Raw genomic sequence first — 20,585 nt, 5'->3', positions numbered from 1 at the left:
GGCGCACCGCCTGGCTATTCATCCCGCCCCGCTCAGGGTAGACGGCTCTGGCCATGCTCGGCAAAGTGGCTGCGAAGGGCGCTGATCACCCGTCGCACCTTCTCCGGGATCTCCCGCTGGGGGGTGATGGCATGGATCTCCATGGGAGGGGCCGAAAAACCCGGCAGCAGCACGAGTAACCGACCGGTGGCGATATCTTCTTCTATTTCACCTTCCGGTTGCAGCGAAATCCCCTGCCCTGCCAGGGTGAACTGGCGCAGGGGCAAGACGTTGTTGCACAGCACCCTGGGCTTGGGCTTGATCTTGTGGGCCTCCCCCTTCTCGTCCAGCAGCAGTATCACGCCCCCCAGCATGTCCGAGGCCAGCCAGTCGTGGGCCAGCAGATCCGCCGGGCTGCGCGGCGTGCCCTTGCGTGCCAGATAGGCGGGCGAGGCACACAGCAGCATCCGGGTCTGACCCAGTCTGCGCGCCACCAGGGTGGAATCTTCAAGCGTGCCGACCCGCAGCGCCACGTCGATGCGATCCTTGATGAGATCCCGCTTCTCGTCGTCGGCAATGATCTGGATGCCCAGGCCGGGGTGCGCCTGCAACAGCGGCGAGAGCGCCCGCGCCAGGGGCTGGCCCGCCATCCCCACCGGCGCGGTGATCCGCACTTCTCCGAGCAGGCTGTCGCGCACCTCCGAGAGGCGCAGCTCGGTGTCGTTCAAGGTCTGCTGCAACGACTGGCAGCCCTGCCACACCACCTCCCCCGCCTCGGTCAGGCTGAGGCGGCGGGTGGAGCGGTGCAGCAGGGGCAGGCCGAGCTGGCTCTCCAGTTGACTGATATGCTGGCTGACGGCGGACGGGGTCATGCCGAGGGCCTTGGCGGCGCCGGTCATGCTGCCCGCCTCCACCACGGCGGCGAAGATGGCGTAGCGTCTGAGCTGATCCATTATGAAGCCCTGCTTACAAGTGAATGCAATTTTAAGTGGATTATTAAATCACACTCGGGGGCGTAGGATAGCCCCATTCCCACAGTGAAGGAGAGTTCCCCATGAAGATTGCCCTCATCGGTGCCAGCGGTTTTGTCGGTTCAGCCATCCTCCAGGAGGCCGTCAGCCGCGGTCATCAGGTCACCGCCATCGTGCGTGACGTGAGCAAGGTCGCCGCTCACCCGCAAGTCACCGCCGTGGCGGTGGACGCCCAGGACAGCCAGGCACTGGCCAGGGTGCTCAAGGGGCACGATCGGGTGATCAGTGCCTACAACCCGGGCTGGAGTGCCCCGGACATCTACGATCAGTACCTCAAGGGGGCCAGCGCCATCGTGGCCGCCGCCGTCGCGGCCAACAGCTGGCTGCTGGTGGTCGGCGGTGCCGGCAGTCTGGAAATCGCCCCGGGCGTGCAGTTGGTGGACACCCCGGAGTTCCCGGCAGAGTGGAAGCAAGGGGCCCTCGCGGCCCGGGATGGTCTCACCGCCCTTCGCCGGGAAACCACCCTCGACTGGCGTTTCGTCTCCCCGCCCGTGTTCCTCGAACCCGGCGAGAAGCGCGGCGGTTACCGCCTTGGCACGGATCAGGTGTTGTTCCGCGGCGAGCAGCCCGCCGGGATCACGGTTGGCGATCTGGCGGACGGGGTGCTGAACGAGGCGCAAGCACCGGCTCACCTGCGCCAGCGTTTCACCCTGGGTTATTGAGGAAAGGCGCGCCAGCAACCCTTCCCATGACAGTCACACGGAGGGAGGCGGATGCCTCCCTCCGTCTTTTCTCTCCCGCGTCTATCCCGTCACGCCAATGTCGCTCTCGCCCGGTACGGCAGATCGCCGCCGGAGCCGCCCGATGCTCGTTCCATTCGCTCAAATCCGAATTCCATTTCGAATTTTGTATATAACTAAGAATTTTTTGTTGCTTCCACCTTATAACCTCGAACAGTAGCATCACCCTCAACCCAAACGGCGCCACTCAAGAAGAGTGCGCCCCGGTTTCGCAACACCCCGCACGCCGGGGCACGCAGACCCCGTTCACGGAAAGTGAGGAGATGCCCATGACCACCCCATCATTGCCGATCATCGATCTCGCCGCCCTCAAAGGCACCCCGGCTGCACGCAGCCAGATGCTGGCGCAGCTTGGCCAGGCCGCCCGCGAAGTGGGCTTTTTCTATCTGGTGGGCCATGATCTGAGCGAATCGGCGCGCCAGGAGACCCTGGCGCTCGCCGCCCGCTTCTTCGCCCTGCCACTTGAAGAAAAACTGGCGGTGCAGATGGTTCACTCCCCGCACTTTCGCGGCTACAACCAGGTGGGGGCAGAGCTCACCCGGGCACGGCCGGATCTGCGGGAGCAGTTCGATATCATGAATGAGGCCCAGGCCCTGCCTGTGGCGCATATTCGTGAACCCTGGCAGCGCCTCATCGGCCCCAATCAGTGGCCCGCCGCCCTGCCCGAGATGAAAACACGGCTGCTGGCATGGCAGGATCGACTGAGCGACATCACCCTCACCCTGCTGGACGCTTTCGCAGAGGTGCTGGGGCAGCCCGCCGGCGTATTTGACGAGAGCATTCGCGGTGCCCCCTACCAGCACATGAAGCTCATTCACTACCCCGGACAACCCGAAGGCAGCAGTGGTCAGGGGGTAGGTGCCCACAAGGATCCCGGCTACCTGACCCTGGTGATGCAGGACGATCACTCCGGGCTCGAGGTGGAGACGGCGGATGGCTGGATCCCCGCGCCCCCCTTGCCGGGCGCCCTGGTGGTCAACATCGGCGAGCTGCTGGAGCTCGCGTCCGACGGCTACCTCAAGGCCACCCTGCACCGGGTGGTGAGCCCACCTCCCGGGGTATCGCGCCTCTCCTGCGCCTTCTTCATGGCGGCAAGGCTGGATGCGACTGTGCCACTGCTTAGCCTCTCCCCCGAGCTGGCGGCGCTGGCCGAAGGGCCCCAGAGCGATCCCGCCAACCCGCTCTTTTATCAGGTGGGGGAGAACGTGCTCAAGGGGAGGCTGCGCTCCCACCCGGATGTGGCGGCCCGCCACTATGCAGGCGAGCCGCAGCGCGAGCCAGCGCTAGTCTGACAACCCGCCAATCGACATTAAAAAAGGGGCGCGACGGCGCCCCGGATAACACAAGCAGTCGGGCAACGACCTGACAATGACGGAGTAAAAAAATGAAATTCAAGACCATGAGCGTGCACAGCGGCCAGCGGATCGATCCCCAGACCGGCGCCCTCACCACCCCGCTCTACCAGAGCAGCACCTTCAGCTACTTCAACGCCCAGGCGGGCAAGGAGCGCTTCGCAGGTCAAGCCCCCGGCTTCATCTACAGCCGCTTTGGCAACCCTACCACCGCCGAACTGGAACAGAAGCTGGCAGCCCTCGAAGGTGCAGATGAGGCACTGGTGGTGGCCAGCGGCATGGCGGCGGTGAGTGCCATCATGTATGCCCTGGCCGACAGCGGTGATGAAGTGGCCTATATCGGCCCCCTCTACGGCGGCACCGATGCCTTCCTCAAGCAGACCTTCAGCCGCGCCGGCATCAAGATCACCGCCTACGAGAGCGATCAGGCGCTGTTGGCCAACATCCGCCCCGCCACCAAGGTGGTACTGTTCGAAACCCTGACCAATCCCACCCTCAAGGTGGTGGATCCGCGGGTGGTGGTGGAGGCGGCCCGCAAGGTGGGTGCCATCACGGTGTGTGACAACACCTTCCTCACCCCCTATCTGCTGCGCCCGCTCGAGCTTGGCATCGACATCGTCATGCACAGCGGCACCAAGTACCTGGGCGGTCACGGCGACATCATCGCCGGGGTGGTGGCGGGTCGTCATGAGCTGATGAAGTCGATTCGCACCGTGGCCCTCAAGCACATCGGCTCTCCCATCGGCCCCCAGGAGGCCTACCTGCTGCAACGGGGGGTCAAGACCCTGCCCCTGCGCATGGATGCCCACCTGCACAACGCCCAGAAGGTGGCCGAGTTCCTGGATGCCCACCCAGCGGTGAAGAAGGTGATCTACCCGGGCCTTGCCAGCCATCCGGGCCACGATGCCCTCGGCGCCTCCGCCAGCGGCTTTGGCGGCATGGTGAGCATCGAGCTGGAAGGCGGGTTTGAGCGCTGCGCCACCCTGCTCGACAACCTGCAACTCTTCGTGCAGGCGGTGAGCCTCGGCGATCTCGAGAGCCTCGCCTGCCATCCGGCCAGCACCACCCACGCAGCCATGGACGAGGCGAGCCGCCTCGCCGCCGGAGTCAATGACGATCTCATCCGCTTCAGCATCGGGGTGGAAGACGCCGACGACCTGATTGCCGATCTGGCCGCCGCCCTGGCCCTCCTCTGATATCCAGTAGCGATCCGGGCGAGTGACGCAATAAAAAAGGGAAGGCAATGCCTTCCCTTTCTCTTTTCTGCCCGGCGCCCTCATCAGGCGTCGTGGTAATCCTGGCAGGCGCTCAGGGTGTTCTCCATCAGGCTGGCGACCGTCATGGGGCCCACGCCACCCGGTACCGGCGTGATGAAGGCGGCGTGATTGCGCGCGGTCTCATACTCCACATCTCCCACCAGGGAGCCGTCCGCAAGGCGGTTGATGCCCACGTCGATCACCAGGGCACCGGGTTTGACCCACTCCCCCGGAATGAAGTTGGGCTTGCCCACCGCCACCACCAGCAAGTCGGCCCGGCGCACCTGGGTCTCCAGATCCTGGGTGAAGCGGTGACAGGTGGTGGTGGTGCAACCGGCCAGCAGCAGCTCCAGCGTCATGGGGCGCCCCACGATGTTGGAAGCCCCGACCACCACCGCATGCAGACCGTGGGTCTTGACGCCGGTGGTCTCGATCAGGGTCATGATCCCCTTGGGGGTGCAGGGTCGCAGCGCCGGGATGCGCTGGGCCAGACGACCCACGTTGTAGGGATGGAAGCCATCAACGTCCTTGTCGGGACGAATGCGCTCCAGCACCTGGGTGGTATCGCAGTGGGCCGGCAAGGGCAACTGCACCAGGATGCCGTCCACTTCCGGATCCTCGTTGAGCTGGTCGATCAGAGACAGCAGCTCCGCTTGTGTCGCCGTGGCGCTGAGGTCATAGGAGCGGGAGACAAATCCCACCTCTTCACAAGCGCGACGTTTGCTGCCCACATAGACTTGGGAGGCCGGATCCAGCCCCACCAGGATCACCGCCAGACCCGGTGCCCGTTTCCCCTGCGCCAACCGCTGTTGGACTTGCGCGGCGACCTGATTGCGAATCGTTTGCGCAACCTGTTTTCCATCAATGATTTTGGCAGACATCGTTCTTCACTCACCATGTGTTCAACTGCGGCGCATTGTCGCATTTTTTTGGCGCGGGTGTTAGCGGCTCTCGCAGGGAGGGCAATAAGTAGGCACTTGAATTTACTGGCGGAAAAAGTCGTTGACGCTGACTTTGGCGCTTGGGTATGATGCCCGCCCGTTGCCCAGTGGTGCCGCCGAAGGTATGCTGGATGGCGAATTTTCGGTGATTAGCGCAGCCCGGTAGCGCATCTGGTTTGGGACCAGAGGGTCAAAGGTTCGAATCCTTTATCACCGACCAGGTTCATCGGGAAATCCCAGGATTTCTTGATACAACGCGCCCTTAGCTCAGTCGGATAGAGCAACGGCCTTCTAAGCCGTGGGTCGCAGGTTCGAATCCTGCAGGGCGCGCCATCGATACGGATGAGTTTGATTGCTGTATCGAAGGCAGATTTCAGTGGTGGCTGTAGCTCAGTTGGTAGAGTCCCGGATTGTGATTCCGGTTGTCGTGGGTTCGAGCCCCATCAGCCACCCCATTATTCCCCTCCAGGCTGGGATCAGCCTGATGAGACAGCAGCACGCTGTCTGTTTGGACCGGCCACTGGCCGGTCTTTTTGTTTCTGCGCCGTCCGCTTTTTGGCGCAACGCCCCCACCCCATCCTCTGGCGCTCGGCGCCCTGCTCAGGACGCAATCCGGACCGCCGTCACAAAAATGGGGTTTTCTGCCCCGCTCAAGACAAGCCCTCCTCATGCCATGACCCAGCGCAAGTCCAGGTCTGATCCCTAGTGTTATGGATAAAAAGATTGATAACACGGCTGCCAGGGCGCTCCTTCCTTCTCTTATCCCTTGTCCAGGAGCAGCCAAATTCGATGGCACCGATTCATCTTTTCGTAATACGGTCATCCCATCCTTAATCAATTAGCTGAAATATAAGGAGTTATTGATAACCCCCCGATGCCGGTCCAAGGCCCAACCTGTCACATGCCCCGCCGGTTGCAGGAAAAGTTCCCATACTGAGTTGTCTGCATTGCACATGACTGCCAAGGAGAGACAAAGATGAGTGAAGAAAGCAAATGCCCCTTCAACCACACCGCCGGCGTCGGCAGAACCAATCGAGATTGGTGGCCGAACCAGTTGCGGCTGGATCTGCTGCATCAGCATTCCCCCGGCGCCGATCCCATGGACAAGGATTTTGACTACGCCAAGGCCTTCGCCAGCCTGGATTACAAGGCACTCAAGAGAGATCTGGTCAAGCTGATGACGGATTCCCAGGAGTGGTGGCCGGCGGACTTCGGTCACTACGGCCCCCAGTTCATCCGCATGACCTGGCATGCTGCGGGCACCTATCGCACCACCGACGGTCGCGGTGGCGGCGGCCGTGGCCAACAGCGCTTCGCCCCCCTCAACAGCTGGCCGGACAACGTCAACATCGACAAGTCCCGTCGCCTGCTCTGGCCCATCAAGCAGAAATACGGCAACAAGATCTCCTGGGCCGATCTCCTGATCCTCGCCGGCAACGTCGCCCTGGAGACCATGGGTTTTCGCACCTTCGGCTTTGGCGGTGGGCGGCCCGACGTGTGGGAGCCGGATCAGGACGTCAACTGGGGGGATGAAATTGCCTGGCTCGGGGTCGATCCCGATCGGGTCAAGGGCGATCGCGAGCTCACGGCCCCCTTCGGCGCCACCCACATGGGCCTCATCTACGTCAACCCGGAAGGGCCCAACGCCAGCGGTGACTACATGGAGGCTGCCAAGGACATCCGTTCCACCTTCGGTCGCATGGCCATGAACGATGAAGAGACGGTCGCCCTTATCGCGGGCGGCCACACCTTCGGCAAGGCCCACGGCGCCGCGCCCGAATCCCACAAGGGGCCAGAGCCGGAAGCCGCGCCTCTGGAGGCCCAGGGCCTCGGCTGGATGAGCGACTTCGGCAGCGGCCATGGCAAGGACACCGTCTCGAGCGGGCTCGAAGTGACCTGGACCAAGACACCGGCCCTGTGGAGCAACAACTTCTTTGAAAACCTGTTCAACTACGAGTGGGAGCTGACCACGTCGCCAGCCGGCGCCAAGCAGTGGGTGGCCAAGGATGCGCCCGAGATCATTCCCGATGCGCACATCCCGGGCAAGTTCCACAAGCCGACCATGCTCACTACCGACCTGACCCTGCGCTTTGACCCCGAGTTTGGCAAGATCTCCCGCCACTTCTACGAGGATCCGCAGGCCTTCGCCGATGCCTTCGCCCGCGCCTGGTTCAAGCTGACCCACCGCGACATGGGTCCCATTGCCCGCTACCTGGGGCCGGAAGTACCCAAAGAGGAGCTGATCTGGCAAGACCCCATCCCCGCCGTCAATCATCCCCTGATCGATGACAAGGACGTGGCCCTGCTCAAGGAGCAGATCCTGGCGGCCTCCCTGTCCGTGACCGAGCTGGTGTCGACCGCCTGGGCCTCCGCGTCCACCTTCCGTGGCTCTGACAAACGCGGTGGCGCCAACGGTGCCCGCATCCGCCTGGCTCCGCAAAAGGAGTGGGCCGTGAACCAGCCTGCCCAGCTTGCGAAAGTGCTTCAGGCCCTCGACGGGATACAGCAGGCCTTCAACGCCTCAGCCACCGGCGGCAAGCGGGTCTCCCTCGCCGATCTCATCGTGCTGGCGGGCGGCGTGGGGGTCGAGCAGGCCGCGAAGAGAGCCGGTGTCGCCGTGATCGTGCCCTTCACTCCGGGCCGGATGGATGCCTCCCAGGCCCAGACCGATGTGGACTCCTTCGCGGTGCTCGAGCCCCTCGCCGATGGATTTCGCAACTACGCGGGCGAGTGCGCGGGCTTCGCGGAGACCATGCTGATCGACAAGGCGCAGCTGCTCACCCTGAGTGCCCCCGAGATGACGGTACTGGTGGGCGGCATGCGGGTGCTCGGCACCAACGCGGGCAACTGCCACGGGGTCTTTACCGCCACCCCGGGCACCCTCTCCAACGACTTCTTCGTCAACCTGCTCGACATGGGCACGGAGTGGAAGCCGGCGGCGGGCAGCCCGGGTGTCTATGAAGGCCGTGATCGCCAGAGCGGCAAGGTGAAGTGGACCGGAACCCGGGTCGATCTGGTGTTCGGTTCCAACTCCCAGCTTCGCGCCCTGGCAGAGGTCTACGCCAGTGCGGATGCCAAGGAGAAGTTCGTGAAGGACTTTGTGGCGGCCTGGACCAAGGTGATGAACCTGGATCGCTTCGACCTCGCCTGAGGACGCTGGCAGGCGCCCCGTTCCCAACGCCCCGGGAACGGGGCGTTTTTTATGGGCCGCTTCCAGCCCCCGGCCTCTCCCCGCTCTTCTCGCGGCGGCATCAGCCGGCGGTGATCACGGTGCAGCCCTCCCCTTCGAGCGTCTTGACCAGGACCGGATCCTGCCGGGTGCAGATCAGGTAGTCGAGATCCGCAGCGTGCAGGAAGGGGTAGGAGGCCAGGGACTCCAGCTTGTCGTCATTGCACAGCACCGCCAGCGAGCCGCAACGCTCCGCGACCCGGCGCTTGAACTCGCTGTCCTGGTAATGCACGGCGCTGAAGCCAAGATCCGAGGACCAGGCGCAGACCCCCAGAAAGCCGAGGTCGAAGCGGAACTTGTTGATGCCCTCGGCCGCCGTGATGTCGACGGCCCCGCCGACCAGCGGATCCTGCTCGCCACCGATGAGGATGGTCCTGATGCCGGGTCTCTCCAGCAGCCGGCAGGCGATAGCCGGGCTGTTGGTCACCACCGTCAGGCCCTGGTGTTCCGGCATGAGGGAGGCCAGCAGCAGGTGGGTGCTGCTGGCATCCAGGAAGATCAGCTGGTTCGGTTTGACCAGGCTCAGGGCGGCCATGGCCAGGGCCTGCTTCTGCGCCACATGCTGGGTACTGCGCTCGGTCAGGGTCCCCGTCTGGGGCGACAGGGAGATGGCGCCACCGTGGATGCGCTTGCAGCGCCCCTCATCGGCCAGATAGCGCAGATCCCGCCTGATGGTCGCCTCCGTGGTGCCCAGCGGCTCCGCCAGCTCCGCCGCCATCACCTTGTGGTGCGCGGCCAGCAGATCCAGAATGAGGAGCCGTCGCTCCTCCGGTGAATACTTGTCCATGGTGTTCCCTTGTAATGGCCGGGCGATCATCGCCTGGCCCGTCTCACGCCCCCTGCCGCTGCAGTGCGAGCAGTTGCAAGATGGTGTGCATGACGGCGTCCTCATCGTTCGAGCGGGTGATGAAATGGGCGGCGTCCTTGGTCTCGTCGTGGCCATTGCGCATGGCGAAACTGAAGTCGGCGCACGCCATCAGCCCGAGTCGTTGAGCCCGTCGCCAAAGACTAGGGTCTCATGGCGACCGGCGCCGACCAGCTGCTGCAACCTGGCCACCGTCGTCCCCTTGTGCACGCCGGCATTGGCGATGTCTATCCACTGCTTGTCGGACGCCACTATGTAGGCCTCGTCATCAAACTCGTCAAGCTGGCCCCGCAGATCCAGGCAGCGGCCCTGCTCGTCATAGACGGTGATCTTCACAACGTCCGCGGTAATGTCGCCAAAATCGGCGACCGTCTGCACCTGGGTGTAGGAGCGGCGCACCAGGGCTTTCAGATGATCCGGCACCCCCTCCCGGATCGCCGCGCAGGCCGCCGTGCAGGCGATGACGATATGCTCGCCCGGTAGACGCTCCAACCGACGGATGATGGCCAGGCCCAGGGCGTTGTCCAGCAGCGACTGATAGACGTAGCGCCCCTGGTGCTTGATGCGAGTGGCGCTGTCTCCCAGGATCCAGAAATTGGCGCTCTGCGCCCCCAGCAGCTCCTCGACCCGGTCGACCTGTTTTCCCGTGCAGGGGGCAAAATGTATCCCCTGCTGTGCCATGGCGGCAACCACCTCGGCGAACAGGGCTCGGTTGTAATCCCCCCCGCTATTGAGGAAGGTGCCGTCCATGTCCGTGATGATGAGTTTGATCATGCTGTTACCTCGGATGTATGCATTCTGACCACGGTCATCATATCGCCACAATGAACACATACAAACAAAAATAAGATCATTTATGTTCATATTTGAGCGAAATAATCATAGCATGACCTCCTCGCTCGGAGGATCCCAGGCACCGCCCCTCCTTCGACTGTCATCCAAGGAGACCCCATGTTGTCCACACTCTCCAGCCGGCGGCCCCGGCGTGAGCGGCTCGCCACCCGAGCCACCTTCTTCTGCTCGGGCTTTGCCACGGCGGCCTGGGCCTCCATCATCCCCTTCGTCAAACTGAACGCCCAGATAAGCGACGCTACCCTGGACTATGTCGGCGTGCTCTCCAGCCCCGCCCTGGTCGGCTTTGGTGCCAACGCCTTCGGTCTGCCGGCAGCCCTCCACGGCGTCGTCTTGCTGATGGTGCTGGCCCTGCTCCTCAGCAGAGGCGTGGGACTGGCACCCCGGGCCACCCCTCTTTCAACAACCTGTCAGGAGCTGCCATGAAAAACCCTGTTTTCGGCGACGTGGTATTGAAAGCCGAGGACATTGCGCTCGGCGTCGAGGTCATCGCGAAACGGCTCAACGAGCGATTCACGGAGGCGGTGGTGATCACCGTGGTGCCGGGCGGCATGCTGTTTACCGCCGATGTCGTCAGGGCGCTGCGCTTTGATGTCGCCATGGATTACATCTCCTGCCCCCACACTCCGGGGGAGCGCCACAACGCCTCCCCCATCATCTTTCACGACAATGTCGGCATCCGGGGCAGAGACGTCATCCTGATGGACGACGCCATCGAATCGGGCGGTACCATGAAGCGGTTGATCGCACACCTGCAGGCGTTTGCGCCACGCTCCCTGTCCATCGCGACCCTGTTTGTCAAACCAGGGCGCGTGGCTATCCCCGCCGAGCAGTTTTATGCCTATGAAATGACGAGCGATGACCTGCTGGTGGGCTACGGCCTGCCCTGGGAGCACAAGTACCGGAATATCCCCTATGTCTCCAGGTTGAAGAGATAACGGGACGGGACAAGGTTAGGGAGCGATAAACCGATCAGGATAAACCTGACAGCAAGGGAGGCATTGACCAGACTACATCCCGGTGTCGCCCGGTGTACGGCCTATGCCACTCCAGCAGGGCTAGTCCACCCGCCTGTCGATACCGGGTAGAGACCAGATTGCCGGTTACCGGAAAAACAAAAGGCCCCGTCTTGCGACGGGGCCTTTTGTTTTATTTGGCGGTGAGGGAGGGATTCGAACCCTCGATACGTTGCCGTATACACACTTTCCAGGCGTGCTCCTTCAGCCACTCGGACACCTCACCAAATTTTTACTGCTTGAAGTGACTTTCGGAGCGCGCTGCGCGTGCATCTTGCCGACTTCGTCGGTGGGCAGCCTCTCGGATACCGCACCAAATTTCGGTCTGTGGTTTAACGTGTTCAGCCAACACGATGTTCGCTGCGCCGTTGCGCTGGAACGGGGCGTAATTTAGGGGAAAGCCCCGCCGCCGTCAACGGCTTTTTAGCCGCAGCGAACCGTTTGCACATTAAACGCACAGTTCAGGTGCTGAGGTCAGTGCACGGATTCCGGTGCGACCTGGATTTCCGGCAGATTGAGGAAGCCAAGGCGTTCACATTCGGAAACCACTTCATGGGTAGCTGCCGTAGTGCTTTCAACGAACAGCAGGAACTGCTCGACGGTGAGCCCCGCCTTGGTAAAGACGGTGTGACCCACAACGAGGCGTGGCAGGTTGTCATCGATGATGTCGAGGAACACCTTGAGAGACGGATATTGCATGTTGAGACGACCCAGTTCGGCCACCAGGGGCAGCAGCGATGAGGGGCGCACCTCCAGCTCGGATGAGAACAGCAGCCCTTCCTCTTCCACGAAGATCCGGCTCTCCTGGATGCCCTCGACGGACTGCAGGGAGACCATGTGGATGCCATGACACTGATCGCACACATAGTGCTCGATCCGGGCCTGTTGCAACCAACGCATTATCATTTCAGAGCTGGGGATATTCATCATTTTCACGACACGGTAGAGATCAAGGGGCGCAGTCTAAACCAATTTTCAGACAACCAAAAGCACACAGGCCGGATCCCCGTCGTCTCGCTTCTTTTTGACAGGCCCTGTGCCTATACTCAGCCATTCTCGTAGCGCACTCGCCTCCAAAGAGCCCGATGACCATCCAAGAAAAGTATCGCCTGCACCTCAAATCCCTCTCGGATGAACTGCTCGCCCTGCAAAAACCCATCCGCATCCTGGATGCCATCAAATGGCCCCGTCACCTGCAAAGCGACTTTCTGGCAAGTGGCGGCAAGGCACTGCCCGCCATCGACAGGCACTTCTATGAATCCCTCCCCCTGGGGTTCGATCCCCGCAACAAGTACCTTGAGCTCAAGGAGCTGAGGGACAGGATCCGCCGGCGCCTCGGCCCTCAGGACGATCTCGGCCGGATCCTGCAAGAGACGGTGGATCAGTACATGGTGGTCATCGAGATGCTGCGCCAGCGCGGGCAGCCGGACTTTCAGCGCTACAGCCAGCGGCTCTACGGCTCGGCAAGCGATCACCTGCGCGGGGATCGCAAGACCCTGAAGGAGCTGGGGGCCAGATTGTGCGACATCTTCTCCCTGCCCGGCGCCCGCCACCTGGTGCGCCCCTACCCCAAGGAGTTCGAGGGGGACGCCGCTGTCGCGAGGTTGCAGGGCAAGCTGTCGAGCTACTTCAGCGACGGCACAGTCCAGGTCAAGCTCAGCGATGGCATCGTCTCCGATGCCGCCGCCGGGGGGGATTACATCAAGCTCAACTCCCACGCCCGTTTCTCGGAGCTCGATCTGCAGGTGCTGGAGGTACACGAAGGCTGGGTTCACGTCGGCACCACCCTCAACGGCCGTCAGCAATCTTACGCCACCTGGCTCGGCGCCGGCTCGCCCCGCATCACCGCCTGTCAGGAGGGGTTGGCGGTACTCATCGAGACCCTCACGTTCAGCTCCTTCCCGGACAGGGCCAAGCGCATCTCGGATCGGGTCATGGCCATCGACATGGCGGAGCGTGGCGCCGATTTCATCGAGGTGTTCCGCCACTTCGTGGCCAAGGGGGCCAGCGAGCACGACGCCTACAAGATCACCCAGCGGGTGTTTCGCGGTGGCATGGTCGAGGGGGGCGCCTGCTTTACCAAGGATCTCTCCTATGTGAAAGGCTATGTGGAGACGGTGAACTTCATTCGCAGCGCCGTGCTGGAGGGAGTGCCGGAGATCCTGCCCATGCTGTTCGTCGGCAAGGTGACCCTGGACGACATCCCCGTGCTCTATCAGCACTATCTGGAGGGGCTCATCGACGCTCCTCGCTACCTCCCTCCCATGTTTCGCGACCTCACCGGGCTCTACGTCTGGTTCGGCTTCGCTTCCGGCATGTCCCTGGTGGACATAGGCCGGGTACAGCAGCATTTTCGCCAGCTCTTCCACCGCCTCCCGGCGGCCGACCCCATCATCGCCCCTGTCGACATCGAGATCGACTGACCCCCACAGACAAAGAGGGCGCCAGATGGGCGCCCTCTTTGGTGTCCAGGCTGCACGAGCCAGCCACGGGTTACTTGAAGGCCCGTCCTTCCAGATAGTGCTTGCGGCAGAGCGACACATAGCGATCGTTCCCCCCTATCTCCACCTGTTCCCCATCCCGCATCACCTGCCCCGCCTCGTTGACCCGCGAGTTCATGTGGGCCTTGTTGCCGCACCAGCAGATGCTTTTGAGCTCCTCGAACTTGTCCGCCAGACAGAGCAGGTGGTAGGAGCCGGGAAACAGTTCGCCGCGAAAATCGGTCTTGAGACCGTAGGCAATCACCGGAATGTCCTGCTCGTCGACGATGCGGGCGAGCTGGTAGACCTGCTCACGGGTCAGGAACTGCGCCTCGTCAACGATGAAGACATCGATGTGCCGCTCGGCGTGGCGCGCCTTGACCATCTCGAAGAGATCGCAGCTATCGCTGAACACCTCCACTTTCAGCTCAAGACCGACCCTGGCACTGATGACGCCGGCACCGAAGCGATCGTCGATGGCGGGCGTCATGGCCAGCGGGTACATGCCACGCTCCAGATAGTTGAAGTGGGCCTGGATGAGCTGGGTCGATTTGCCTGAGTTCATGGTGGCAAATTTGTAGTGCAGTGAAGCCATGATGGGGTTCCGAAACGGGAGTGATGGGGCGCATGCTAACCAAAGCCCCTGCCAAAACCAAGGGGCCCGCAGGCCCCTTGTTCTCTTATGCGACTGCCACGGCGCTATACGCCCGGGCTTTGCGCAAATGGTAACCGGAGAAGATCAGGAACCAGAGCCCGCTCACGGTGAAACCGGCCAGCGCGGAGTGCATCAGCCCCATCACCAGGTAGCCGAGCGCCGCGCCAAAGGCGATGGCCAGGGCATAGGGCAGCTGGGTCATCACGTGATCGATGTGATGGCAACCGGCCCCGGTGGCAGACAGGATGCTGGTGCTGGAGATGGGGGAGCTGTGATCTCCGAACACGGACCCTGCCAGTACTGCGGCCAGCATGGGCAGCATCAGACTGATGTCGCTGGCGGCCGCCATGTCGCCGGCGAGCGGCAGCATGATGCCGAAGGTACCCCAGCTGGTGCCGGTGGCAAACGCCATGGCACAGGAGAGCACGAAGACCACGGCGGGCAGCACTTCCACCGGCAGATTGCCATTGGCCAGAGAGGCCAGGTATTTACCGGTCTCCACATCGCGCACCACGGCGCCGATGGTCCAGGCGAACAGCAGGATGTTGATGGCGGGCAGCATGGCCATGATCCCCTGCGGAGCCGCCTTCATCCAGTTGCTTGCCCCGAGCTTGAGGCGCATGGCCAGACCGATGGAGACCACCAGGCTGCACAGGGCACCATAGACCAGGGAGGAGCCGACATTGGTGTTTTCGAAGGAGCCGAGCACGCTGAACGGCAGCCCCTTGTCGGCCAGCACCGCAGCCCCGGAGTCAATCATGAAATAGACGGTGGCCAGGGTCAGGGTCAGGATGGGCAGCACCATGTCAATCATGCCGCCATTGCTCTCCTCCGGGCTCTCCATGTCGAGCCCGATGGGGCGCCCCTTGGACTCGTCCCACAGCTTGCCCTCCAGTGCCCACTGCTCATGCTGGCGCATGGGGCCGATATCGAGCTGGAAGGCGATCACCACCAGCACCATGATCAGGGTGAACACCGCATAGAGGTTCATGGGGATCATTTCGACGAAGGCGGAGATGGGGCTCTGGTCGGTCAGACCATGAGCCGCCATGATGCCGCCGACGAGGGCGATGATGTAGGCCCCCCAGGAGGAGATCGGCATCAGCACGCAGACCGGCGCGGCGGTAGAGTCCAGCAGATAGGCCAGCTTGGCGCGGGAAATCTGGAAGCGATCGGTCACCGGACGGCAGATGGCCCCCACCGACAGGCTGTGGAAGAAGTCGTCGATGAAGAAGGCGAACACCATCAGACCGGTCAGGGACTTGGCACCCTTGCGGGTCTTGGCGCGGCGCTCCGCCCACTCGGCAAACGCCCGGGTCGCACCGGAGACGCTCATCAGACTGATGAGGCCGCCCAGCAGCAACATGAAGAGGATCATGTTGACGTTGTCACGGTTGAGCGCACCGTCGACCCAGAAGATCCTGAGCACGGTATCGAGCATGTAATGCAGGGACGCAAGGGGAGAGAACTGGTTGAGCAGCAGGCTGCCTGCGACTATGCCCACCCCCAGCGACACCAGGACGCGGCGGGTGATGATCGCCAGCGCAACGGCCAGCAGGGGGGGAACGACGGACCAACCGGAGTCGGCGTAATGAACGATGTCCATGATCTCTTTGCACCTAAAGACAACAGGTGGAGATCTACCGAGAGGATCAAAGAAACAAAACCCATGGGGAGGGTATACTCCTCAGCCCCTTCAGGTAGCGCTCCATAGTGGATGACTATGGCAGTCCTGCACCTATTAGATGCAGAACCAGCAACCCGGTATGATGGCCTGGTCACTTCGGCGCCGACTCCTTTCATCGAGCATCGCAGGCATCACCCTCCGCTCGGTTACTCATAGGCAGCGCGCCTCTACTTAAAGGTATTCGCGGCACATTTTATCGAGCCACCGGGTGATAGCAAGTTTTTTGATTAAATTTCAAGGTTTCTGTGGCCCCCATATCTGCAAAGGTAGTCAAATGGTTCATCAAAGACTCCGCTGGCGATATTTTCATCTGACATGAACCCATTCGAAGATGTTGGCCCGTCAAACGGATAAAAATATCCTTCATATCTATTTCAAGACTTAATTTATCAGCCTAATTAATTATTTTGGCAGGCTTGACTTGGTGCCAAATACCCCTATAAATTATCGAAAAACCAGTTCTTCCCTTAATATTTTGCTCGCGTGGTAGCCAATATGAACGAATTTCTGAAAGTGCTGTTGAATATCCGTAGCCTGCGTGCAGCTTGCCGCGATTTGACGCTGGAACAACTGGAAGAAGGCTTGGAAAAGCTCTCCGCCATCGTCGATGAACGTCGGCAAGATGAATCCGCCGAACGCCAGGCCCGTGAAGAGCATCAAAAGAAAATTGCCGAATATGCCGAAATGCTGAAGGCCGCTGGGATCGATCCCGCCGAATTGGTCAACACCGTGGTGCCCGAGAATACCAAGGTCAGCAAACGTGCGCCCCGCCCCGCCAAATATCGTTATCTGGACAATGGTGTGGAAAAAACCTGGACCGGTCAGGGCCGCATGCCCTCGGTCATTGCCAAGGCCGTTGCTGAAGGCAAATCCGTGGAAGCCTTTGCTATCTGACAGCAATATCAGGCCCCTTTCCACAGCAATAAAAAAACCTCGCAAGGCGAGGTTTTTTTATTGCTGCGTCGAGCGGTGGTCAGCCTCTGTCAGCCGCCTTGACCCAGAGGATCTCCGGGGTACCCGACGATACCAGCAGGTATCGGGCGATGGTGAAAAACCAGTCGCTCAGCCGGTTGAGGTAGGGCAAAACGGCCGGATTCACCCGCTCTACGCGGCTCAACCCAAGCAGCAGGCGCTCGCAGCGACGGGTCAGGGTACGCACCACATGTGCCTGGGCCGCCGCCCGCGAACCGCTCGGCAAAATAAAATTGCGCAGCACCGGCAACCCGGCACTGTAGGCATCGATCTGTTGCTCGAGCCTGTTCGTCCAAGCCTCGTTCACCTGCCACAGCGTATCCGTTTGTGATTCACTGGAAAATGCCAGCTCCCCCCCCAGATCAAACAGCTCCTGCTGCAACAATATGAGATCGGCCAGGAGAGTCGTCTCCCCGGCGGGTATTTCAGCCATCAACAAGCCTATTTGGGAATTCAGCTCGTCGATGGCGCCATAGGTCTCGACACGTTTATCGTCTTTGGCCAGGGAAGTGCCATCGGCCAGTCGCGTGAGCCCCTTGTCCCCTTGCCTTGTATATATTCTCATTCTGACATCCTGTTAATAATGGGAATAATCATGGACTCGAGTCCATTGAGCTTTATCTCGTAGGCCAGTGCCAGAGACTGGCCCAGGGTACCGGCTGGAAAACCGCTTCGCGCCATCCATACCAGATAGGGCTCGGGAATATCGATGATGCGCCGCCCCTTGTATTTCCCGTAAGGCATCTTGCTGGCCAGCGTCAGCAAGATGCGCTCATCGCTGAGTCCATCCATATCAATCGATATTCAGGTATTTATGGGTCTGGATGGAGAGTCGCCAGTTACGGGCGATGCAGGTCGCCATGGCCAGCTCCGTGGCCCTGGCTTTCTGGCTGATGGGTTGCAGCGCAATCATCACATCGGGGCGCAGCCGGGCGGTGGCCAGCAGGGCATCCAGCTCCTCGATATGGTGCTCGGTGGCCACCGGGTGCTTGATCTCGTTGGCCCGCTCCAGTGCAGAGACCAGCACCGGCAACCCACCCTTCATGCCGATCTTGGGGGAAACAGTCACCCAGGTCTGCTCATGGGTCAGCACCTCGCTGGTCCCGCTGGTTTCGATCTGCACCTGATAACCCGATGCCACCAGGGCCGAAGAGAGCTCGCGCAAGTCGTAGAGGCAGGGCTCACCACCGGTCAACACCACGTGACGGGCCCGGTAACCGAGCCGGGTAAAGCTGGCCAGAATATCTTCCGTGCTCATCTTGCTCCAGCCGTCGGACTCATTGGAACGATCGAGTACCTCGCCAGGGGCCAGCTCACGCTCGGGGTCCACCACCCAGGTGTGGCGGGTATCGCACCAGGGGCAGCCCACCGGGCAGCCCTGAAGGCGAACGAAGATGGCGGGCAGGCCGGTAAATACCCCCTCCCCCTGGATGGTCTGGAAGATCTCGTTGATTGGGTAGTGCATCTTGGTCACGACTTGCTGCAAAAGGGGCGGATTATACCCCAAACCCGGGCTAGGCACAGGCTCAGGATCCGCTTTTCTCGCCCAGTCCGCTCTTCTCGTAAAGTCTGGCACGGATGCCGATCTTGTCAGACAGATAGTGATCCAGGCCACGGCGACGCAGCTCGCAGGCCGGACAGGCCCCGCAACCATCTCCCTGGATACCGTTGTAGCAAGTGAGCGTCTGGTGACGCACGGTATCGAGGTGACCGTAATGATCCGCCAGCGCCCAGGTTTCGGCCTTGTCGAGCCACATCAGGGGGGTTTCGAAGCGGATGGGGCGATCCAGCCCCAAGGAGACCGCCTGATTGAGCGCCTTGACGAAGTCGTCGCGGCAATCGGGATAACCCGAAAAGTCAGTCTCGCACACCCCGGTGATCACCGCTTCGGCGCCCACCTGATAGGCATAGATGGCCGCCAAGGTCAGGAACAGGATGTTGCGTCCCGGCACGAAGGTGTTGGGCAGGCCGTTCTCCTGGAGCTCGAAGCTCACCGGTATGTCGTCCCGGGTCAGCGCAGAGATGGCCAGCTCCCCGAGCATGGTCACATCCATTACCTTGTGGGCGGCGATCCCGAGCGCCGTCGCCAGATGGCGGGCGGTGTCAATCTCCGCCCGGTGGCGCTGGCCGTAATCGAAGGTGATGGCATGCACTTCGTCATAGCGGGCCTGTGCCTGCACCAGACAGGTAGTGCTGTCCTGCCCGCCACTGAAGACCACGACGGCTTTTTTCATGTTTTTCACTCCTCTGGGCAACTCAACGGCGGCGGCCTTGTGCAAAGTCATGCCACTGCCGGTTCAAATGGGTAAACAGGGTCATCAGCGGGGCGAAGCGCTCAGGCTCTCCTTCCCACCGGGACAACAGATGGTAGCCCGCTTCCAGGGTGGACAGTGCCTCCTCAAAGGGCTTCTTGCGAATGGAATATTGCCCGGCAATGGCGCCGAGGGTGATCCGCGGCAACCCGAGCAGTGCAGGCGAGCTGTGCAACATGCGATAGGCTTTGCGCCAGGTACCATCGAGGAGGATGAAGTGGGCTCGCACGGTGCGTCCACGCTTCAGGAGATGCTCCCTTGCCTCTATCAGGGTCAGGGCCTCCTCATCGGGCCACAGCACGTAGCACTGGACAGCGGGGTCGGCAAGCAGGGTATTGAGCCCTTCATCGTCGGAAAAGTCCTCTCCCACATGGATGCGCACATCGGTCAGGGACGCCGCCAGCAACGCAGCCGTCCCCTTGGGGTGACCTACTTCGGCAGGGTGTTGCAGAATATGGAGTGCAGCCAGGTTCGGCACCCGCTGAATATAATCGCACAGGCACGCTTTGAGGGCCCGGGTACAGCGTGTACAGTATCGGCTCTCTTTGTCGTTGGGCTGCTTCATGTTGTCAGGAAAATCGGGTCTGCTCTGGGTCATCGCGCTTTCGCTCGTCACTGCCTTGCTCTTTTTCACCGTGCCAAATCATCAGCTCGCCTTCGATCGCGACCTGATCGCCCAGGGCGAAGGGTGGCGCATCATAACAGGCAATCTGGCACACACCAATGGATGGCACCTGCTGCTCAACCTGAGCGGTCTGGCCGTGCTCTACAGCCTGTTTCAGGAGTACCTGACGGGATGGCGCCTGCCCGTGCTGTTGCTGCTGCTGGGAACGGCGGTCGGACTCGGCATCTGGTGGGGCTGCCCGCAAACCCAGTGGTACATGGGACTCTCCGGCCTGCTGCATGGCTTGTTCGTATGGGGTGCCATGCAGGACATCCGCTTTCGCCGTCACTCCGGCTGGCTGATGCTGCTCGGCATCGTCATCAAGCTCGGGCTGGATTTCTACAGCGCAGGTGAGAGTCCGGTCTCCGCCCTCATCGGTGCCAGGGTACATATCGAGTCACACTTCATCGGTGCACTCGCCGGCCTGCTGCTCGGCCTCTTCCCCATTCGTCTGGACGCCCAGGCCGTCCACTCCTGAGCTCCCCATAGGCAGGCCAGCCCACGGCCAAAATGCAGCAGGCCGGATCTGGGATCCGGCCTGCGCTCAATCGCCC

Annotated in this window: 22 protein-coding genes, 4 tRNA genes and 1 riboswitch; of the genes, 12 read left to right on the top strand and 14 right to left on the bottom strand. The window is 61.7% G+C overall.

The annotated features are described in order from the left end of the window. Window positions 1-32 precede the first annotated feature (32 nt). Window positions 33-932 carry a LysR family transcriptional regulator gene (locus I6L48_RS12950; RefSeq protein ID WP_113070150.1) on the bottom strand — a complete coding sequence of 300 codons (900 nt, stop codon included), beginning with the start codon at window positions 930-932 and terminating at the stop codon, window positions 33-35. A 101-nt stretch (window positions 933-1,033) separates the two neighbouring features. On the opposite strand from I6L48_RS12950, the gene I6L48_RS12945 reads away from it, so the two are divergent. From I6L48_RS12945 to I6L48_RS12935, 3 genes are all read left to right on the top strand, one after another. After that, on the top strand, window positions 1,034-1,672 hold the full coding sequence (locus tag I6L48_RS12945) for an NAD(P)-dependent oxidoreductase (protein WP_113070149.1): 639 nt from the start codon (window positions 1,034-1,036) through the stop codon (window positions 1,670-1,672). 347 nt (window positions 1,673-2,019) lie between these two features. Further along, window positions 2,020-3,042, top strand: a complete 1,023-nt coding sequence (locus I6L48_RS12940) for an isopenicillin N synthase family oxygenase (protein WP_103260261.1) — start codon at window positions 2,020-2,022, stop codon at window positions 3,040-3,042. 92 nt (window positions 3,043-3,134) lie between these two features. After that, window positions 3,135-4,298, top strand: coding sequence for a PLP-dependent aspartate aminotransferase family protein (locus I6L48_RS12935; protein WP_041215045.1), 1,164 nt, complete (start codon window positions 3,135-3,137; stop codon window positions 4,296-4,298). A gap of 83 nt (window positions 4,299-4,381) precedes the next feature. Here I6L48_RS12935 and folD read toward each other — a convergent pair whose 3' ends face one another. Beyond that, window positions 4,382-5,239, bottom strand: coding sequence for a bifunctional methylenetetrahydrofolate dehydrogenase/methenyltetrahydrofolate cyclohydrolase FolD (gene folD / locus I6L48_RS12930; protein WP_010674955.1), 858 nt, complete (start codon window positions 5,237-5,239; stop codon window positions 4,382-4,384). A 203-nt stretch (window positions 5,240-5,442) separates the two neighbouring features. On the opposite strand from folD, the gene I6L48_RS12925 reads away from it, so the two are divergent. From I6L48_RS12925 to katG, 4 genes are all read left to right on the top strand, one after another. Further along, window positions 5,443-5,519 (top strand) — tRNA-Pro (locus I6L48_RS12925). Window positions 5,520-5,555: 36 nt separating this feature from the next. Further along, window positions 5,556-5,632: transfer RNA gene (locus tag I6L48_RS12920), tRNA-Arg, on the top strand. Window positions 5,633-5,678: 46 nt separating this feature from the next. After that, window positions 5,679-5,754 (top strand) — tRNA-His (locus tag I6L48_RS12915). A gap of 521 nt (window positions 5,755-6,275) precedes the next feature. Continuing rightward, window positions 6,276-8,450 carry a catalase/peroxidase HPI gene (gene katG / locus I6L48_RS12910; protein WP_216987302.1) on the top strand — a complete coding sequence of 725 codons (2,175 nt, stop codon included), beginning with the start codon at window positions 6,276-6,278 and terminating at the stop codon, window positions 8,448-8,450. A 100-nt stretch (window positions 8,451-8,550) separates the two neighbouring features. On the opposite strand, the gene I6L48_RS12905 is transcribed toward katG, so the two are convergent. From I6L48_RS12905 to I6L48_RS12895, 3 genes are read right to left on the bottom strand one after another with little or no spacing between them, the layout of a single operon-like run. Then, window positions 8,551-9,315 carry a DeoR/GlpR family DNA-binding transcription regulator gene (locus I6L48_RS12905; protein WP_048207840.1) on the bottom strand — a complete coding sequence of 255 codons (765 nt, stop codon included), beginning with the start codon at window positions 9,313-9,315 and terminating at the stop codon, window positions 8,551-8,553. Between the two features lie 43 nt (window positions 9,316-9,358). Next, window positions 9,359-9,505 carry an HAD family hydrolase gene (locus tag I6L48_RS12900; RefSeq protein WP_200164072.1) on the bottom strand — a complete coding sequence of 49 codons (147 nt, stop codon included), beginning with the start codon at window positions 9,503-9,505 and terminating at the stop codon, window positions 9,359-9,361. Then, window positions 9,505-10,167, bottom strand: coding sequence for an HAD-IIB family hydrolase (locus I6L48_RS12895; protein ID WP_216987301.1), 663 nt, complete (start codon window positions 10,165-10,167; stop codon window positions 9,505-9,507). Before I6L48_RS12895 ends, I6L48_RS12900 begins: the two co-directional genes overlap by 1 nt. A gap of 177 nt (window positions 10,168-10,344) precedes the next feature. On the opposite strand from I6L48_RS12895, the gene I6L48_RS12890 reads away from it, so the two are divergent. Continuing rightward, on the top strand, window positions 10,345-10,671 hold the full coding sequence (locus I6L48_RS12890; RefSeq protein ID WP_113070147.1) for a hypothetical protein: 327 nt from the start codon (window positions 10,345-10,347) through the stop codon (window positions 10,669-10,671). Next, the gene (locus I6L48_RS12885) at window positions 10,668-11,183 is read left to right on the top strand and encodes a phosphoribosyltransferase (protein ID WP_113070146.1); all 516 of its coding nucleotides are present in this window, start codon (window positions 10,668-10,670) and stop codon (window positions 11,181-11,183) included. Before I6L48_RS12890 ends, I6L48_RS12885 begins: the two co-directional genes overlap by 4 nt. 216 nt (window positions 11,184-11,399) lie before the next feature. Here the strand turns inward: I6L48_RS12885 and I6L48_RS12880 are convergent. Further along, window positions 11,400-11,487: transfer RNA gene (locus I6L48_RS12880), tRNA-Ser, on the bottom strand. Window positions 11,488-11,735: 248 nt separating this feature from the next. After that, on the bottom strand, window positions 11,736-12,191 hold the full coding sequence (locus tag I6L48_RS12875; RefSeq protein WP_160839247.1) for a YbjN domain-containing protein: 456 nt from the start codon (window positions 12,189-12,191) through the stop codon (window positions 11,736-11,738). Window positions 12,192-12,346: 155 nt separating this feature from the next. On the opposite strand from I6L48_RS12875, the gene I6L48_RS12870 reads away from it, so the two are divergent. After that, on the top strand, window positions 12,347-13,684 hold the full coding sequence (locus tag I6L48_RS12870) for a flavohemoglobin expression-modulating QEGLA motif protein (protein ID WP_048207843.1): 1,338 nt from the start codon (window positions 12,347-12,349) through the stop codon (window positions 13,682-13,684). A gap of 70 nt (window positions 13,685-13,754) precedes the next feature. On the opposite strand, the gene I6L48_RS12865 is transcribed toward I6L48_RS12870, so the two are convergent. Further along, window positions 13,755-14,336: a thymidine kinase gene (locus I6L48_RS12865; RefSeq protein WP_045524473.1), complete on the bottom strand. Its 582-nt coding sequence runs from the start codon at window positions 14,334-14,336 to the stop codon at window positions 13,755-13,757. Between the two features lie 85 nt (window positions 14,337-14,421). Continuing rightward, on the bottom strand, window positions 14,422-16,002 hold the full coding sequence (locus I6L48_RS12860; protein ID WP_041211545.1) for a Na+/H+ antiporter NhaC family protein: 1,581 nt from the start codon (window positions 16,000-16,002) through the stop codon (window positions 14,422-14,424). A gap of 87 nt (window positions 16,003-16,089) precedes the next feature. Continuing rightward, a riboswitch (Lysine riboswitch) is annotated at window positions 16,090-16,261 on the bottom strand. A gap of 317 nt (window positions 16,262-16,578) precedes the next feature. On the opposite strand from I6L48_RS12860, the gene I6L48_RS12855 reads away from it, so the two are divergent. Further along, entirely contained in the window at window positions 16,579-16,977 is a 399-nt protein-coding gene (locus I6L48_RS12855; RefSeq protein ID WP_041215041.1) for an H-NS family nucleoid-associated regulatory protein, read from the top strand. A 79-nt stretch (window positions 16,978-17,056) separates the two neighbouring features. Here I6L48_RS12855 and I6L48_RS12850 read toward each other — a convergent pair whose 3' ends face one another. The 5 genes from I6L48_RS12850 to I6L48_RS12830 form a co-directional block, all read right to left on the bottom strand. Next, the gene (locus I6L48_RS12850; protein ID WP_041211547.1) at window positions 17,057-17,620 is read right to left on the bottom strand and encodes a cob(I)yrinic acid a,c-diamide adenosyltransferase; all 564 of its coding nucleotides are present in this window, start codon (window positions 17,618-17,620) and stop codon (window positions 17,057-17,059) included. Then, window positions 17,617-17,847, bottom strand: coding sequence for a DUF3820 family protein (locus I6L48_RS12845; protein ID WP_039038687.1), 231 nt, complete (start codon window positions 17,845-17,847; stop codon window positions 17,617-17,619). The genes I6L48_RS12850 and I6L48_RS12845 overlap by 4 nt, the downstream gene beginning before the upstream one ends. 1 nt (window position 17,848) lies before the next feature. Then, window positions 17,849-18,520, bottom strand: a complete 672-nt coding sequence (gene queE / locus I6L48_RS12840; protein WP_216987300.1) for a 7-carboxy-7-deazaguanine synthase QueE — start codon at window positions 18,518-18,520, stop codon at window positions 17,849-17,851. A 61-nt stretch (window positions 18,521-18,581) separates the two neighbouring features. Further along, window positions 18,582-19,289 (bottom strand): 7-cyano-7-deazaguanine synthase QueC, encoded by a 708-nt coding sequence (gene queC, locus I6L48_RS12835; protein WP_216987299.1) that lies wholly within the window; start codon window positions 19,287-19,289, stop codon window positions 18,582-18,584. 22 nt (window positions 19,290-19,311) lie between these two features. Further along, on the bottom strand, window positions 19,312-19,965 hold the full coding sequence (locus I6L48_RS12830; RefSeq protein ID WP_216987298.1) for a tRNA-uridine aminocarboxypropyltransferase: 654 nt from the start codon (window positions 19,963-19,965) through the stop codon (window positions 19,312-19,314). Between I6L48_RS12830 and rrtA the strand changes: the two genes are divergently transcribed. After that, complete coding sequence (rrtA, locus tag I6L48_RS12825) at window positions 19,931-20,509, top strand: rhombosortase (protein WP_254203213.1); 579 nt, start codon at window positions 19,931-19,933, stop codon at window positions 20,507-20,509. The genes I6L48_RS12830 and rrtA overlap by 35 nt on opposite strands. Window positions 20,510-20,585 lie beyond the last annotated feature (76 nt).

This window comes from Aeromonas sp. FDAARGOS 1418, assembly GCF_019048585.1.
Classification (GTDB): domain Bacteria; phylum Pseudomonadota; class Gammaproteobacteria; order Enterobacterales; family Aeromonadaceae; genus Aeromonas; species Aeromonas caviae.
The sequence above is the reverse complement of the archived record's forward strand: the minus strand, read 5'-3'. Positions and strand labels throughout refer to the sequence as shown.